This is a genomic window from Methanohalophilus levihalophilus, from assembly GCF_017874375.1.
In the GTDB taxonomy this organism is placed as follows: Archaea; Halobacteriota; Methanosarcinia; order Methanosarcinales; family Methanosarcinaceae; genus Methanohalophilus; species Methanohalophilus levihalophilus.
Window position 1 is genome coordinate 595217 of the sequence record NZ_JAGGLK010000002.1, and the last position, 13742, is coordinate 608958.

Below are 13742 nucleotides of genomic sequence, written 5' to 3' on the forward strand. Positions count from 1 at the left end.
GAGATTTGATATTGACATTTGTTCTCGGGATTGAAGGAACTGCATGGAACTTAAGTGCTGCAGTTGTTGACGAAAATGACGTTATTGATGAGGTAACTCATACATACAGGCCACCAACAGGTGGTATTCATCCACGGGAAGCTGCTCAACACCATGCACAATATGCGGGGCAGGTGATTCGAAAGCTGTTCGAGAACATTGCCGAAAAAGGTATTTCTTCTGAAGATCTCGATGCGATAGCCTTTTCTCGGGGTCCCGGGCTTGGAGCCTGCCTGAGAACCGTGGGAACCGCTGCAAGAGCGCTGTCGTTATCCCTTGACAAATCTCTTGTTGGTGTTAATCATTGCCTTGCTCATGTGGAAGTGGGAAGATGGAAAACTCCTGCTGAAGATCCGGTTGTTCTGTATGTCAGCGGAGGGAATTCACAGGTTCTGTCATATCGTAACGGCAAGTATCGCATCTTCGGGGAAACACTTGACATTGGAATCGGCAACGCTCTTGACAAATTTGCCCGCAATGCAGGTCTGTCCCATCCTGGAGGTCCGAAGGTTGAAGAATTTGCTACGGCAGCAGCATCTTATGTTCCTCTGCCCTATGTTGTAAAGGGTATGGACTTCTCATTTTCAGGTTTATCAACGGCTGCAACTGATGCACTTGTGCACTCATCAATTGAAGATGTATGCTACTCATTTCAGGAAAACGCATTTGCAATGCTGGTGGAAGTTACAGAACGCGCTCTCGCACACACCGGTAAAAACGAGGTCTTGCTTGGAGGCGGCGTTGGTGCTAACAGCCGTCTGCGGGAGATGTTGAACATCATGTGCGAGGACAGGGGTGCTTCTTTCTATGTTCCGGAAAAACGTTTCATGGGAGACAATGGTTCCATGATTGCATACCTTGGATTACTCATGTATAAATCAGGAACTACAATTGAAGTTGCAAATTCACATGTCGATCCTGATTTCAGGCCGGATTCCGTGGAGGTGACCTGGCTTTGAGTGAGAGCATTTTACTACCTAAGGGAGCGGAAGCCGTAGTGCGGATTCAGGATGGTCGTGTAATCAAGCAGAGAATTCCAAAACGTTATCGTGTGGAAATGCTCGATGAGAAAATTCGAAAGGAACGTACACGTGCGGAAGCCAGACTGATTTCCGAAGCCCGGAGATCAGGAGTTCCAACTCCCATTCTCTATGATGTTTACGGTTTTACCATTGAAATGGAATACATTGAGGGTCAGCCCATAAAGGAAGTGATGTCACCGGAAATGTGTGAAAAGATCGGTGAGGTTATTGGACTACTCCACGGCGGTAACATTATCCACGGTGATCTTACGACTTCAAACATGATCTGGAACGGTGAGCGCATTTACCTGATAGATTTCGGTCTTTCTTTTGTGAGTAGTAACATTGAGGATAAAGGTGTGGATGTTCATGTTCTTTTCCAGACCCTTGAAAGTTCACACAAAGATCATGAAGTGCTAATTGAGGCATTTCGCAAAGGGTATCGAAAGCAACTTGAAAGTGCGGATGAAATCCTGACAAGAGTCACAGAAATTGAAAAGCGGGGTAGATATGCGTAAAATAGTATTTGTAACCGGAAATGCAGGCAAATTCAGGGAAGTAAAAGCTATGCTTGAAGAGCGTGGAATTGAAGCAATCCAGAACAAAGACGGATATCCCGAGTTGCAGGAAGATGATCTGGAACCAATTGCAGCATATGGGGCGAAATTGGTTGCGGAAAAACTCAAAATGCCAGTAATGGTTGACGATTCCGGTATTTTCATTACTGTTTTGAATGGATTTCCCGGTCCTTATTCTGCTTTTGTTGAAAACAATCTTGGGAATCCACGCGTCCTCAAACTAATGGAAGATGAAACCGATAGAAGGGCTCAGTTTAAGTCAGTAATTGGGTACTGTGAACCAGGGAAAGAGCCGGTTACCTTTACAGGGGTAGTTGAAGGGGAAATTGCCTATGAAGAAAGAGGCACGGGCGGATTCGGATATGATCCGATATTTGAGTATGAAGGACAGACTTTCGGTGAAATTGGAGATGAAGAGAAAAACAAGATCTCCCACAGGCGCCGTGCTCTGGATAAGTTCCTCGAATGGCTTGACTGAAATGCAATAAATAGGAATAATAAAACAGAATAAAAAGGCAGGAAATTGCCTTTATTTGATTAATTTTCTGGAATTTTCAAGCACTTGACGTGCTTCTTTTTCTTCCAGTCCCGCTCCCATTACGACCTTCAAAGCAATTTCATCAGTTATAAGATCGTATGGACTGTGAGCATCAGTATCAACTACCATGGTTGCGCCAACAAGTTTCCCGATTCTTGCAACGTGGCCGTTGGTACGATTGTGGCCGCTACGGGCTGTTATTTCCAGGAAAACATTATTTTTCACTGCATCTCTGGCTTCTTCCTCGGTTATGAAACCGGGGTGTGCCAGAATGTCCACATCGGGACATTTTGTGGCAGCAGCGTTTGTTCCCGGAGCTACAGGTTCAACTGGACTTTCTCCATGTACCACAACAATCTCAGCACCAAGCTCCTTTGCCATTTTAGCAAGAGGTGCTATTTCCTCAGGAGGCACATGAGTAATTTCGACTCCCGGAAGAACCTTTATATCATAGGATTTTTCAATGTATTTCGCTTTCTGCACACTTTTCAGTACATGCTCAACGTTGGTATAGTCCACATGGTCAGTAAGGCCGATTGCTTCGTAGCCTTGCACAATAGCCCTGCGAATGAGTTCGCTGGGAATAAGTTCTCCGTCACTGAAAATTGTATGTGTGTGAAGATCTATCATGAGAATCATTCCGGATGTTACTGGATGCTTTTATGATTTGTAGGATATTAGGCTTGTGGCAGTGTCAAATCTTGCTCATTCAGATTCAGGAATCATTTTTCTTCCGGCAGTTCATCGAGCTCTTCAATGACATCTGCAAAAGCGAAGTTGGGTTTGACATCCTTTATTTTGATGCGGACTTTATCCCCCAGTTCCACGTTTTTGACAAAAACAACAAAAGTATCCACCAGAACCGCACCATCTCCACTGGATCCGAGTTTCTTAATTTCAACATCAAACTCGTCACCTTTGCGAAGTGGGGCAGTGAGGTATTTCTTTCCAATTACATACATTTCCGCACTCTCGGAACGTGATGCTTTTGGTGAATATGATCTTACATAGCTGAAATTTTGTTTAACCTCTTCAAGGTAATCCTTGAACATATCCCCATGGAATACCTTGACAACAAAATGTCCGTTTGGTTTGAGTATTTTTTTAGCACATTCCAAGGCGGAAGTAGCGAGATCAATGGATCTTGCATGATCAAGGCTCCAGTTTCCTGAGAGGTTTGGAGCTGCATCACATATTACAGTATCAACGCCATTTTCGCCAACTACCTCTACAATTTTTGCAATTGTGGTATCAGCTGTAATATCGCCTTTAATGGTTGTGACACCATTGATGGGCTTAATTGGACGAAGGTCAACACCTACAACAGTCTTGTTGGTAAGATCCCTTACGACCTCAAGCCATCCGCCCGGGGCTGCTCCCAGATCTACCACATTGCTTTTTTCATTAATAACATGGAATTTTTCGTTAATCTGAAGCAGCTTGAATGCTGCTCTGGATCTGTAGCCTTCATCCTTGGCTTTCCAGTAATAATGATCCCTTCTGTCCCTTGCCATAATGCGTCATCCTTTTAGGTGACACTATAAATGCTTATGCATTTTTAAGGCTTTCCAGCTTCGAACCCAATTTAAGCACATCTTCCTCAAGTTCTGCAAAAGCTTCCGGTATCCAGGAATCGTAATCATAATAGAGATTTAGTAAATCGCTGTACTGCCTGTCCAGCTTCTCCAGAGTCTCTCCATCAGCAGGAGATTCTTTTATTTTGTTTGAAAGCCGGGTAATTTGCATTTTCAGGCGTCGTGCAAATCTGTGAATAAGCTTTTCCCGATCAAGTTCCCTCTTGTGGAGCTTCAGGATGTCCAGTGCTTCACTGAGCTTTTTTGGATACTCCGGGAAAGCATCAGGTCCCGATATGAAAAACTCCTCCTCAGGATTTTCCATTGCTTCTGGAGACATGTCTTCAATTTCCTCGTAGCTCACCACTTCAATCCAGTGTTTGGATTTTGCTTTATTGCAGAGCTTTTCAAGTTCTTCTTCAATTGTTTTTTCGTCTTCGTTCAGGAACTCTATTTCGTGGACAATCTCTTTAATTTCCTCAAAGGTTACAGCTCCAAGAGCATCTAAAATGCCAACGATTTCCTCTTCACTGATCATGCTTTTCACAACCTGTACCTGCGATAGGCAAGAAGCTCCTTGATGAGTTTACCGGAATCCTTTGGATCAATTTTCGCATCGATTTTTCTGGAAATCGGGATTACCGGTAAATCGATTCCTTTAACGATTTCTTCGGCCAGAAGCAGGTCACCGCAAAGAATCATGTAATCAGGATTTTCTGCCTGTCCCAGAATTTCAATCAGGGATTGTCTCACCTTTTCAGCATGATGCACAATGTCTTCATCCCTGAGTCTTTCAAAACGTCTCTGGCTGAAGCCACCCTTGCCGTGCTTGGCTTTCACGCTGCTCCTGATGAGCCGGCTTTCCTCTTCTTCATCTTCTGATGCCAGCAGGAGTAAACTTTCGCCCGCATGTGCTGCAAGTATGAGCATTCGTAAGTTTTCTTTATCAAATACCGCTTTTTCAGTGTCAAACTGATCCGCGATAGCAAATTCAGGTGCCTTAACAGGGACAGGTGGCAGGAATATCTCCCTGATAATTCCGGGACGATCATAGAACAGAACCAATCCGGTTTCAGTTTTAGTCTTTGAAATTGTGTTGAGAGTCTCAGGATCAATGAGCAATTCAATATCCCTGTATTGCGAAAAGGATTTCAGGTCCATTTCCGGAGGAACAAGTAACGTGATAAACTGTTCTTTCTCTCCTTTGAGAGTAGCCAGTTCCCCGAAAATATCCCGCATCCGATTGGAACTTACAGTTTCCGTGCGGGCCATGGGAATACTTTCATCCTCTGATTCCTGATGCTTTTCAAATTCGTGCTCAAAGGTCTCAATTTTCTTCCGGGCAGCTTTTAGTTTTTCTTCTGCAACCTGTCGGTCACTGACAGCGACTTTGAGTTTGCGCTCACATTTTTCAAGACGGCGGAGATCGATTTCCATTTCCAGAACTCTTGATTGCAGAGTCTCGATTTCCTGATTAAGCTCATCTTTTCCGGAGTAACGGTCAATCATTCCGCCAACCTGGCTCATGAAATTCTTTTGTACCACTGCTTATCTCCTGGTTCCCACCGACCTATCCTTTTATAATATGCATCTTTTATATATCCATCTGGAGCGTCTATGCATTCTACTCACTGGATTAAAGGAAACAATGGAAAGAGCCTTTCCGGGAAAACAATTGTAATCGGAGTTACCGGAAGCATTGCAGCAGTTCGTATTGTGGAGCTTGCCCGGGAGTTGATTCGCAACGGTGCAGATGTTTATGCTGTGATGAGTGAGGCTGCAACCCGGATACTTCATCCCGATGCTCTTCACTATGCAACAGGTAATCCCGTAGTCACGGATATTACCGGTAGAGTTGAACACGTCAGTTTTTGCGGACTTGAGGGCAACGCCGATCTTCTGCTTATTGCACCTGCGACAGCCAATACTATCGGCAAGATTGCATACGGAATTGATGACACTCCTGTAACCACTTTTGCGACTACTGCAATCGGAAGTAACAGACCTGTGCTAGTAGTTCCTGCAATGCACCAGTCAATGTATGATCATCCGGCAGTTACTGATAATCTTGATAAGCTGAAAAAGTACAACATCGGCATTGTAGGCCCTCTCATCGAAGAAGGAGTTGCCAAAATTGCTTCAAACGATGACATTGTGCTGGCAGTTGAGCGGACTCTTGGAGGAGATACCCTCAAAGGCAAGCGTGTTCTGATCACGTCGGGTGCGACTGCCGAAACCATAGATCCAATTCGTATTCTTACCAATCGTGCATCCGGGAAAACAGGAATGGAACTTGCAAGAGAAGCGTATCGCAAGGGTGCTGATGTAACTATTGTACACCGGGGTTTTCTGGGCGCTGAAGGTATTAATGAGGTTTATGTGGAAAGTGTAGCTGAAATGCTGGATGCCTGTATGGATGAACTCCGGAAAGGGTATGATGTATTCATAAGTGCCGCTGCAATTTCCGACTATACACTTGAAAGTCCTTCAAGTTCCAAGATCAAATCAGGTGATGAATTAAACCTGAAACTGCGTTCCACATCAAAAATATTGGCTGCAGTGAAATCCGAGTATCCTGATATGCTGGCTGTAGGGTTTAAGGCCGAAACAGGTGTAACTTCTGAGGAATTGATAGCCATTGCATCATTTATGCTGGAGAGCTATGGACTCGATCTTGTTGTTGCAAACGATGTAGCGGAAAAGGGAATGGGTACGGATGACAATTCCATTTTCCTTGTTGAATCCAATTCTACTTCGTGCTACAGCGGTTCTAAGCGTGAACTTGCAACTACAATAATCGGGAAAATCGCTGATTTGATAAAATAAAGGCGGTAGGATGAAATCCAAAGTTACTACTGCAACAGCTTTTGCGCCGGGGCACATAACCGGTTTTTTTGTTATTCATGAAGATGATAATCCATGCTTGAAAGGTACTATTGGGTGCGGTCTTGTGCTGGATAAAGGCCTGACATCCACTGTGACTTCATTGCCGGAAGCAGAAGACTCAGAAGTTTTTCTGAATGGCTCGTTAGTGAATGCTCCGGTAACTTCGCATCTCGTGAAATCTCTTATTGATGCTCCTGTCAGGGTTTCGTCGAATTCGGAAATCCCGATTGGTAGCGGATTTGGTGCATCAGCTGCCGGTGCATTAAGCACTGGATATGGCCTAAATGAACTTTTTTCACTGGGTCTTTCCCAGAATGACATTGTGGAGAAAGTACATGTTGCTGAAGTCCTTGAAGGCGGAGGGCTGGGGGATGTGGAAGCTCAGGCTTATGGTGGTGCAGTGATACGAAAGGCACCCGGACCCCTTACAACAACCGGGAAACTTGACCGAATTCCATGCTCTTCTTTTGAAGTTCATTATGTTGTCCTCGGAAATATTTCCACAAAGGCAGTTCTCAGCAATCCTGCAACTGTGAAGTGCATTAACAAGGCTGGAAATAAAGCCATGAAAAAACTGATGGACTATCCTGATATCGAGAGATTCATGGAAGCTTCGTATGATTTTTCTTTAGAAATAGACCTTTTAAGCACCAAAGCCAAAGACGCGATTGAAGCAGTTCAATCTGTTGGTGGACTGGCATCTCAGGCAATGCTTGGAGACTCTGTTTTCGCAATTTCCGATGAGCATTGCAGAGATGCAGTTCTTGATTCTCTTTCCGAATTTGGTGCTGTATCCAGTAGCAAAGTTTCCGGAACTCATTGAATCATTCTTACAAAGGACTATATTACATCATATTCATAGTCCGCAGCAGAGCTTTTGAGATTAAATAATTTGTAGAGGTTAAACAATGGTAATTGATGATGAAATCGATATGGATTCAATCAATCTGGGTGATGATCGCCCGAAATTTGATATGTCTGAGATAAAGCTGAAAGGGATTCCGCCTGTGGCAGGGCAAATTTTCCGCATTCTTGCAATAGTATTTGCAGCTTTGATTGTGGTTTCAGTATTATTTGGCTCAATATTTGTATCAATAGGGGCTGGAGAAGTCGGTGTCAAATTCAGCCAGTTTGGTGGTGTGCAGGAAGACGAACTTGGTGAAGGATTGCATATTGTGCCTCCCTGGGTGACCGTAACCAAGTATTCTGTCCGAAGTGAAGTTTATACAATGAGTGCCCGGACAACTGAGGGAGAGATTGTGGGTGATGATCAGATTACCGCTCTTACAAGTGAAGGTTTGACTCTTGGTATGGATATCACTGTAAGATACAGGCTTATGGCAGACGAGGCCAGTTCTATACACCAGCGGTTGGGTACAAACTATGCGGAAAAAATCATAAGGCCGACAATAAAGTCCGAAATCCGTGGAGTTGTTTCCAGCAGGACTGCTCTGGAAGTTTATGGGGAGCAGCGTGAAATGGTTGCGACACAGATGAGGGATAGCATGGAGGCTGCCCTTAAGGAAGACGGCATAATTATAGAAGAGGTTCTTCTAAGAAATGTCAAGTTGCCTGAGAGGGTGGCGGAGGCCATCGAGCAGAAACTTCAGGCAGACCAGGATGCCCAGAGAATGGTTTTCGTGAAGCAGAAAGAACAGCTTGAAGCCGAGAGGAAAATAATCGAAGCAAATGGTGTTGCAAATTCAACTATCATCCGTGCAACAGGTGAAGCTGAGGCTTTGAGGATACTTAATCAGGAACTCTCCAAGAATCCGGATCTGATAAGTTACAAGTACGTCCAGATGCTTGAAGGAAAAGAAATCCAGACTATGATTGTCCCGACAGATCAGGGTCTGATACTTGATACTTCCAAATGAGGGGATTAACCTCTCATTTTTTATTTCTTTTTTCCACAACTGGAACAGCTTCCCTTATGCACACAAATGGTACCGCCACATTCGGGACAGGTCCATCTTGCTTTTTCGTTCCGCACAAACTTCCTGATTCCATTTTCCTTAATGAATTCAAGATTCTCTATCTCGCTCATATTGTACTTGGTTCGATACCTCTTATCCAGAGCTTTCAGTCTTTTGCAGGGGTAATTGCTGCACTCGAAGCAGTATTTCACTTTGCCTGCCTTAACCAATTCGCAGTTCCTGATCTTGCAACTGGCAATGCTGATTGGCTCATCTGCATTAAAAAGCCTGCATCCAGGACAACTGTTCTTCTCTCTCAAATGAGCATAACAAATACCGCAATCCATGCCACAGGGCGCAATCAGGGATAATTTCATAATATGTCTTTTTCCTTTTAGTTGTTAAAAGTGTCCTGATAATGTTTATTTGTTTTAAGAAACATACAAATACATTCAAATCTTTCCTGCAGGTATCCATGTTTTCCAGCATTTTCTGGAGAATCAATTTTGTATTATCGAGGTGCTAATTCTTGACAGAAATCCCGGAAAACCATCCCCGCTACTTTTCCCTCTTGACAAGAGAGCGTATAGTTGAGGGCGTGAATCTTGGAATTACCAGCATGCAGGGACTTATAGCCCAGGGAAGGGGGGAGTGCTTTGATTATCTTCTCGGGGAAAAAACCAATGCCTTTGCAGAAAAATCAGAGACGGTAGCTGCTGCAATGCTGATTCTGGCAGAAAAACCGATTATTTCAGTAAACGGAAATACGGCAGCCCTGATTCCGGAACAGATGATACGCCTTTCCGGAATTGTCGGTGCACCCCTTGAAGTAAACCTTTTCCACAGAACAGATGAAAGGATAAACCGGATTATCAACCACCTGAAAGACAATGGAGCTACCGAGGTTCTTGGAGAAAAAGGGGATGAGAAGTTGCCTCTTTCTCATGGCCGTGGAACCGTTGACAGTGATGGTATTTTCAGTGCGGATGTTGTGGTTGTTCCGCTTGAGGATGGGGACAGGTGTGAAACCCTTGTGAATATGGGCAAGAAAGTGATAACCATCGATCTGAATCCGTTGTCCCGCACTTCCCGTACAGCGACTGTTAGTATTGTGGATAACGTTGTCCGGGCACTTGATGGGATTGCGAATGCTGCACTTGAAATGCAGGATTGGGATCGGGAGCAACTGGAAAAGCTGGTTGAATCCTATGACAACAAGGCAACTCTTAAGAAATCACTGGCTGCAATAAACGAAAATCTCCGGCATATGGCGGATGAGGTGCTTTAAGTGGAAGAATTGATTGAGAAAACCCGCTCATTTGTGGCCGAAGTGCTGAAGGATGAACCAAGCAGCCACGACATGTCACATGTTGAGCGTGTGGAAGCTCTTTGCCTCAAAATTGCGAACACGGAAGGCGGAAACCCTCGTATTGTCCAGCTTGCAGCCCTTTTGCATGACGTTGGTGTTGTAAGGGAGCATCTGGAAGGCGGCGATCATGCAGTTTACAGCGCGGAAATTGCAGGTGACTTCCTTCATGATACGGGCGTTGATTCAGAAACAATCGAGCACGTGGTTTCATGTATTCGTACTCATCGCTTCAGCAGGGGGCTTACGCCTGAATCCCTCGAAGGCCGTATCCTGCAGGATGCGGACAGACTGGATGCCCTTGGTGCGGTGGGAATCTTCAGGTCACTGGTTTCAATGGGTGCCTTGAGGGGGCTCAGGCACACTATAGGTGCGGTTAAGGAAACTTCCATGAATGCGTACATGGAAGATCCTTTTGATGGTTTTGAGGATTATATGAAAAGGAAACCATTCAAAATAATGGAAAGGTTGAATACCAATACCTCAAAAGAGATTGCAAAAGAAAGGCTGATTATTATGGAAACATTCCTTGAGCAACTGAGGAAAGAGCGGAGTGTAGAGTGATTTTCATGGCTGATATCCTGATTAAGAATGGTTATGTCCTGACAATGGATCCCTCAAAAGGGGATCTGGGAAATGGTGAAGTTGCGATTGATGGCAACAAAATAGTATACGTGGGTGATTCCTACGAAGGTTCTGCGGAGAATGTGATTGACGCTAAAGGTATGGTTGTAATGCCTGGTTTGGTTAACACACATACTCATGCTGGAATGGCTCTTCTTCGTGGTTATGCTGATGATTTACCTCTGTCTTCATGGCTGGAAGATCACATCTGGCCGGTTGAGGCAAAGTTAACTCCAGAAGATCTCTACATTGGCACAAAGCTTGCCTGTTTAGAGATGATCAAAAGCGGAACAACCTGTTTTGCGGATATGTACATCCACATGGATAATGTTGCAAAGGCTGTTGAGGAATGTGGAATCAGGGCTGCCCTTTCCTACGGTATGATTGATCTTGGAGATAAGGAAAAAGCAGAACATGAACTTAAGGAAGGTAAGCGTTTTGTATGTGAATTTAATGGTGCTGCAGATGGCAGGATAACTGCCATGTACGGACCGCACGCACCTCATACCTGCTCACGAGATTTTTTGATTCGTGTAAGGGAACAGGCACGCAAGGATAATGTGAAGGTCCATATCCATGTGCTTGAAACCGAAGCTGAACTTAACCAGATGAAAACGCAATTCGGAATGTGCTCAGTAAATATGTTGGATGAAGCAGGATTCCTTGATGGAGATGTTCTTGCAGCTCATTGTATCTGGCTTTCCGGAGGCGACATGGATATTCTCAGGGACAGGTGTGTGAACGTATCCCATAATCCTGTGAGCAATATGAAACTGGCTTCTGGTATTGCCCCAGTTCCTGAGTTGTTGGATAGGGGTGTCAATGTTTCCCTTGGTACTGATGGCTGTGCTTCCAACAATAACCTCGATATGTTTGAAGAAATGAAAATGGCAGCACTCCTGCACAAGGTAAATTCAATGGATCCAACCGTTGTTGATGCACGAACAGTTCTGGAAATGGCAACAGTTAATGGCGCACAGGCTCTTGGCATACAGGCAGGAATGTTAAAGGAAGGCAATTTTGCTGATTTGATAATTGTAGATATGAATCAACCTCATCTTACCCCCTTATACGATGTTGCCTCACATCTGGTATATTCTGCACGGGGAAGCGATGTGGTAACAACCATTGTGAATGGGCAGCTACTTATGAAAGATGGTGTAGTTTTACCCATGGATGAAAATGAAGTTTTGAAGAATGCAACTGCCATCTCTAAGAGACTGGTTTGCGAAAATTGCGATAACTAAGTGAGGAATTTTATGACCGATAAGGAATTAGTTGAATCTGGTGAACTGAAAATAGAATGGGCAAGAAACCATATGCCTGTTCTGGCGATAATCCGGGAAGAGTTTGAAAAAGAGAAGCCACTTAAGGGTCACCGTGTTGCGATGGCACTTCATGTTGAAGCTAAAACCGCAGTTCTGGTAGAGACTCTTGCTGCGGGAGGTGCCGAAGTTGCTATTTCCGGGTGCAATCCACTGAGTACCCAGGATGATGTTGCATCTGCCCTGGATAAAAAATCCAATATCCGGTGTTTCGCCAAGCACAGTTGCTCAAATGAAGAATATTATGAGGCAATTGATTCCGTACTGGATATCACTCCGGACATCACAATTGACGATGGTGCAGATCTCATCTTTAAACTTCACACAGAACGCACTGATCTTCTCCCGAATATACTTGGTGGCTGTGAAGAAACAACAACCGGTATACACAGGCTCAAAGCAATGGAAAAAGACGGTGCTCTTAAAATGCCTGTTATTGCGGTAAATGATGCAATGACTAAATTCCTTTTTGATAACCGCTATGGAACGGGGCAGTCTTCATGGGATGGCATTATGCGTACTACCAACCTTCTTGTGGCCGGTAAGAATGTCGTAATCGGTGGATATGGCTGGTGTGGCAGAGGTGCTGCAATGCGTGCTGCCGGTCTGGGTGCAGATGTTATTGTTACTGAAGTCGATCCAATACGTGCCCTCGAGGCAAGGATGGATGGCTTTAAGGTCATGACAATGAAAGAAGCCTCTAAAATCGGGGACATCTTTGTTACTACCACCGGAAACACCGACATTCTGAACAGGGATCACTTTGAGGTTATGAAAGACGGGGCAATCCTTGCAAACTCAGGTCATTTTAATGTGGAAATCAACCTTGAAGATCTGATTTCCATGTCTTCTTCTGTCAGGGATGCAAGACACAATATCAAGGAATACAATGTTAAAGGAAGGCGCATTTACGTGTTAGCTGACGGAAGGCTTGTTAACCTTGCGGCCGGTGATGGTCACCCTGCTGAAGTAATGGACATGAGTTTTGCAGATCAGGCACAATGCGTGAGATTCATTGCAGAAAATGAACTTGCTCCGGGGGTACATCCTGTACCGTTTGATCTGGATAAAAGGGTAGCAGAATTAAAGTTGCAGGCTCTCGGAATAGAAATTGATAAACTTTCAACAAAACAGACTGAATACATGTGTGGATGGGATTGCGGAACATGATTCCGCTTTTCCTTCACTTTGTAAATTGGTCGAAATAACAGTATATATATTTTCGGTAAAGAATCTACTGACTTTATTATCTTTTGCAGATTTCCGGTTCCAATTCTGGATAACTTTTTCAAATCTATGATTAGTCAAACCCGTGTCATAACAACACTTAAATACGATAATATCTTTGTAGTGCCGCTGCATTGAGGCATCATTGCAGTGGCATAAAATCAGTGTGGGCTCGTAGCTTAGTCAGGCAGAGCGTCTGGCTTTTAACCAGACGGCCTAGGGTTCAAATCCCTACGAGCCCGCCAGAATTGTCATGGGTGACCCGGAGATTTCTAAGGAGGAGACGGTTTGAGTACATTCAGCCTGCTTGATCACGAATTAATACCTCATCATGAAATAGCTGATGAGGATGAGTTAAAATCTGTTCTTAAACACTACAGTATTGGAAGAGAGGACCTGCCAAAGATAAAGGCTGCTGATCCCGTTGTAAAGGAAATCGGTGCGGAGGTTGGTGATGTTGTTAAAATCACCCGCAAGAGTGAGACTGCAGGCGAAGCCATGTACTACAGGTACGTGATTGATTAAAGCAGGGAGCTTGCAATTTGTTAAAAACCACTTTTTATTTTGGGTCTTCACGTTTTGATTTTTTGAATATACTTCATTCAGACTTATCTATATCTTATCAACTTTAAAGAGGGTGCTACCAT

Annotated in this window: 16 protein-coding genes and 1 tRNA gene; 12 read left to right on the forward strand and 5 right to left on the reverse strand. The window is 44.2% G+C overall.

The window, feature by feature from the left end; all coding sequences use genetic code 11:
- The first annotated feature begins 11 nt into the window (after positions 1 to 11).
- From J2755_RS06830 to J2755_RS06840, 3 genes are read left to right on the forward strand one after another with little or no spacing between them, the layout of a single operon-like run.
- Positions 12 to 998 carry a bifunctional N(6)-L-threonylcarbamoyladenine synthase/serine/threonine protein kinase gene (locus tag J2755_RS06830; RefSeq protein WP_209681220.1) on the forward strand — a complete coding sequence of 329 codons (987 nt, stop codon included), beginning with the start codon at positions 12 to 14 and terminating at the stop codon, positions 996 to 998.
- Positions 995 to 1579 carry a Kae1-associated kinase Bud32 gene (locus J2755_RS06835; protein ID WP_245312752.1) on the forward strand — a complete coding sequence of 195 codons (585 nt, stop codon included), beginning with the start codon at positions 995 to 997 and terminating at the stop codon, positions 1577 to 1579. The genes J2755_RS06830 and J2755_RS06835 overlap by 4 nt, the downstream gene beginning before the upstream one ends.
- The gene (locus J2755_RS06840; protein ID WP_209681221.1) at positions 1572 to 2117 is read left to right on the forward strand and encodes an XTP/dITP diphosphatase; all 546 of its coding nucleotides are present in this window, start codon (positions 1572 to 1574) and stop codon (positions 2115 to 2117) included. The genes J2755_RS06835 and J2755_RS06840 overlap by 8 nt, the downstream gene beginning before the upstream one ends.
- 51 nt (positions 2118 to 2168) lie before the next feature.
- Here J2755_RS06840 and J2755_RS06845 read toward each other — a convergent pair whose 3' ends face one another.
- The 4 genes from J2755_RS06845 to J2755_RS11555 all read right to left on the reverse strand — a co-directional run bounded on the left by J2755_RS06845 (position 2169) and on the right by J2755_RS11555 (position 5296).
- Entirely contained in the window at positions 2169 to 2807 is a 639-nt protein-coding gene (locus J2755_RS06845) for a histidinol phosphate phosphatase domain-containing protein (protein WP_209681222.1), read from the reverse strand.
- Positions 2808 to 2899: 92 nt separating this feature from the next.
- The gene (locus tag J2755_RS06850; protein WP_209681224.1) at positions 2900 to 3691 is read right to left on the reverse strand and encodes a 23S rRNA (uridine(2552)-2'-O)-methyltransferase; all 792 of its coding nucleotides are present in this window, start codon (positions 3689 to 3691) and stop codon (positions 2900 to 2902) included.
- 34 nt (positions 3692 to 3725) lie between these two features.
- Complete coding sequence (locus tag J2755_RS06855; RefSeq protein WP_209681226.1) at positions 3726 to 4289, reverse strand: DUF7109 family protein; 564 nt, start codon at positions 4287 to 4289, stop codon at positions 3726 to 3728.
- Between the two features lie 5 nt (positions 4290 to 4294).
- On the reverse strand, positions 4295 to 5296 hold the full coding sequence (locus J2755_RS11555) for a Vms1/Ankzf1 family peptidyl-tRNA hydrolase (RefSeq protein ID WP_209681227.1): 1002 nt from the start codon (positions 5294 to 5296) through the stop codon (positions 4295 to 4297).
- A gap of 72 nt (positions 5297 to 5368) precedes the next feature.
- Between J2755_RS11555 and coaBC the strand changes: the two genes are divergently transcribed.
- The 3 genes from coaBC to J2755_RS06875 all read left to right on the forward strand — a co-directional run bounded on the left by coaBC (position 5369) and on the right by J2755_RS06875 (position 8514).
- On the forward strand, positions 5369 to 6577 hold the full coding sequence (gene coaBC, locus J2755_RS06865) for a bifunctional phosphopantothenoylcysteine decarboxylase/phosphopantothenate--cysteine ligase CoaBC (RefSeq protein WP_209681228.1): 1209 nt from the start codon (positions 5369 to 5371) through the stop codon (positions 6575 to 6577).
- A gap of 10 nt (positions 6578 to 6587) precedes the next feature.
- Complete coding sequence (locus tag J2755_RS06870; protein WP_209681229.1) at positions 6588 to 7460, forward strand: pantoate kinase; 873 nt, start codon at positions 6588 to 6590, stop codon at positions 7458 to 7460.
- A gap of 85 nt (positions 7461 to 7545) precedes the next feature.
- Positions 7546 to 8514 carry a prohibitin family protein gene (locus J2755_RS06875; RefSeq protein ID WP_209681230.1) on the forward strand — a complete coding sequence of 323 codons (969 nt, stop codon included), beginning with the start codon at positions 7546 to 7548 and terminating at the stop codon, positions 8512 to 8514.
- Positions 8515 to 8534: 20 nt separating this feature from the next.
- Here the strand turns inward: J2755_RS06875 and J2755_RS06880 are convergent, their stop codons facing one another.
- Entirely contained in the window at positions 8535 to 8930 is a 396-nt protein-coding gene (locus J2755_RS06880) for a DUF3795 domain-containing protein (RefSeq protein WP_245312754.1), read from the reverse strand.
- Between the two features lie 152 nt (positions 8931 to 9082).
- Between J2755_RS06880 and J2755_RS06885 the strand changes: the two genes are divergently transcribed.
- From J2755_RS06885 to J2755_RS06910, 6 genes are all read left to right on the forward strand, one after another.
- Complete coding sequence (locus J2755_RS06885; RefSeq protein WP_209681231.1) at positions 9083 to 9841, forward strand: 4-phosphopantoate--beta-alanine ligase; 759 nt, start codon at positions 9083 to 9085, stop codon at positions 9839 to 9841.
- Positions 9842 to 10483, forward strand: a complete 642-nt coding sequence (locus J2755_RS06890; protein WP_342591064.1) for an HD domain-containing protein — start codon at positions 9842 to 9844, stop codon at positions 10481 to 10483. It begins immediately after the preceding gene.
- A gap of 5 nt (positions 10484 to 10488) precedes the next feature.
- Positions 10489 to 11790, forward strand: a complete 1302-nt coding sequence (locus tag J2755_RS06895; RefSeq protein ID WP_209681232.1) for an amidohydrolase family protein — start codon at positions 10489 to 10491, stop codon at positions 11788 to 11790.
- Between the two features lie 12 nt (positions 11791 to 11802).
- Complete coding sequence (locus J2755_RS06900; RefSeq protein ID WP_209681233.1) at positions 11803 to 13038, forward strand: adenosylhomocysteinase; 1236 nt, start codon at positions 11803 to 11805, stop codon at positions 13036 to 13038.
- A 225-nt stretch (positions 13039 to 13263) separates the two neighbouring features.
- Positions 13264 to 13340 (forward strand) — tRNA-Lys (locus tag J2755_RS06905).
- A 43-nt stretch (positions 13341 to 13383) separates the two neighbouring features.
- On the forward strand, positions 13384 to 13620 hold the full coding sequence (locus J2755_RS06910; RefSeq protein ID WP_209681234.1) for a DNA-directed RNA polymerase subunit H: 237 nt from the start codon (positions 13384 to 13386) through the stop codon (positions 13618 to 13620).
- Positions 13621 to 13742: the final 122 nt, after the last annotated feature.

Excerpts from the sequence above, each read along its gene's own strand:
- J2755_RS06840 (WP_209681221.1), top strand. The coding sequence starts at position 1,572 with ATGCGTAAAATAGTATTTGTAACCGGAAATGCAGGCAAATTCAGGGAA.
- J2755_RS06845 (WP_209681222.1), bottom strand. The coding sequence starts at position 2,807 with ATGATAGATCTTCACACACATACAATTTTCAGTGACGGAGAACTTATT.
- J2755_RS06850 (WP_209681224.1), bottom strand. The coding sequence starts at position 3,691 with ATGGCAAGGGACAGAAGGGATCATTATTACTGGAAAGCCAAGGATGAA.
- J2755_RS06855 (WP_209681226.1), bottom strand. The coding sequence starts at position 4,289 with ATGATCAGTGAAGAGGAAATCGTTGGCATTTTAGATGCTCTTGGAGCT.
- coaBC (WP_209681228.1), top strand. The coding sequence starts at position 5,369 with ATGCATTCTACTCACTGGATTAAAGGAAACAATGGAAAGAGCCTTTCC.
- J2755_RS06870 (WP_209681229.1), top strand. The coding sequence starts at position 6,588 with ATGAAATCCAAAGTTACTACTGCAACAGCTTTTGCGCCGGGGCACATA.
- J2755_RS06875 (WP_209681230.1), top strand. The coding sequence starts at position 7,546 with ATGGTAATTGATGATGAAATCGATATGGATTCAATCAATCTGGGTGAT.
- J2755_RS06880 (WP_245312754.1), bottom strand. The coding sequence starts at position 8,930 with ATGAAATTATCCCTGATTGCGCCCTGTGGCATGGATTGCGGTATTTGT.
- J2755_RS06895 (WP_209681232.1), top strand. The coding sequence starts at position 10,489 with ATGGCTGATATCCTGATTAAGAATGGTTATGTCCTGACAATGGATCCC.
- J2755_RS06900 (WP_209681233.1), top strand. The coding sequence starts at position 11,803 with ATGACCGATAAGGAATTAGTTGAATCTGGTGAACTGAAAATAGAATGG.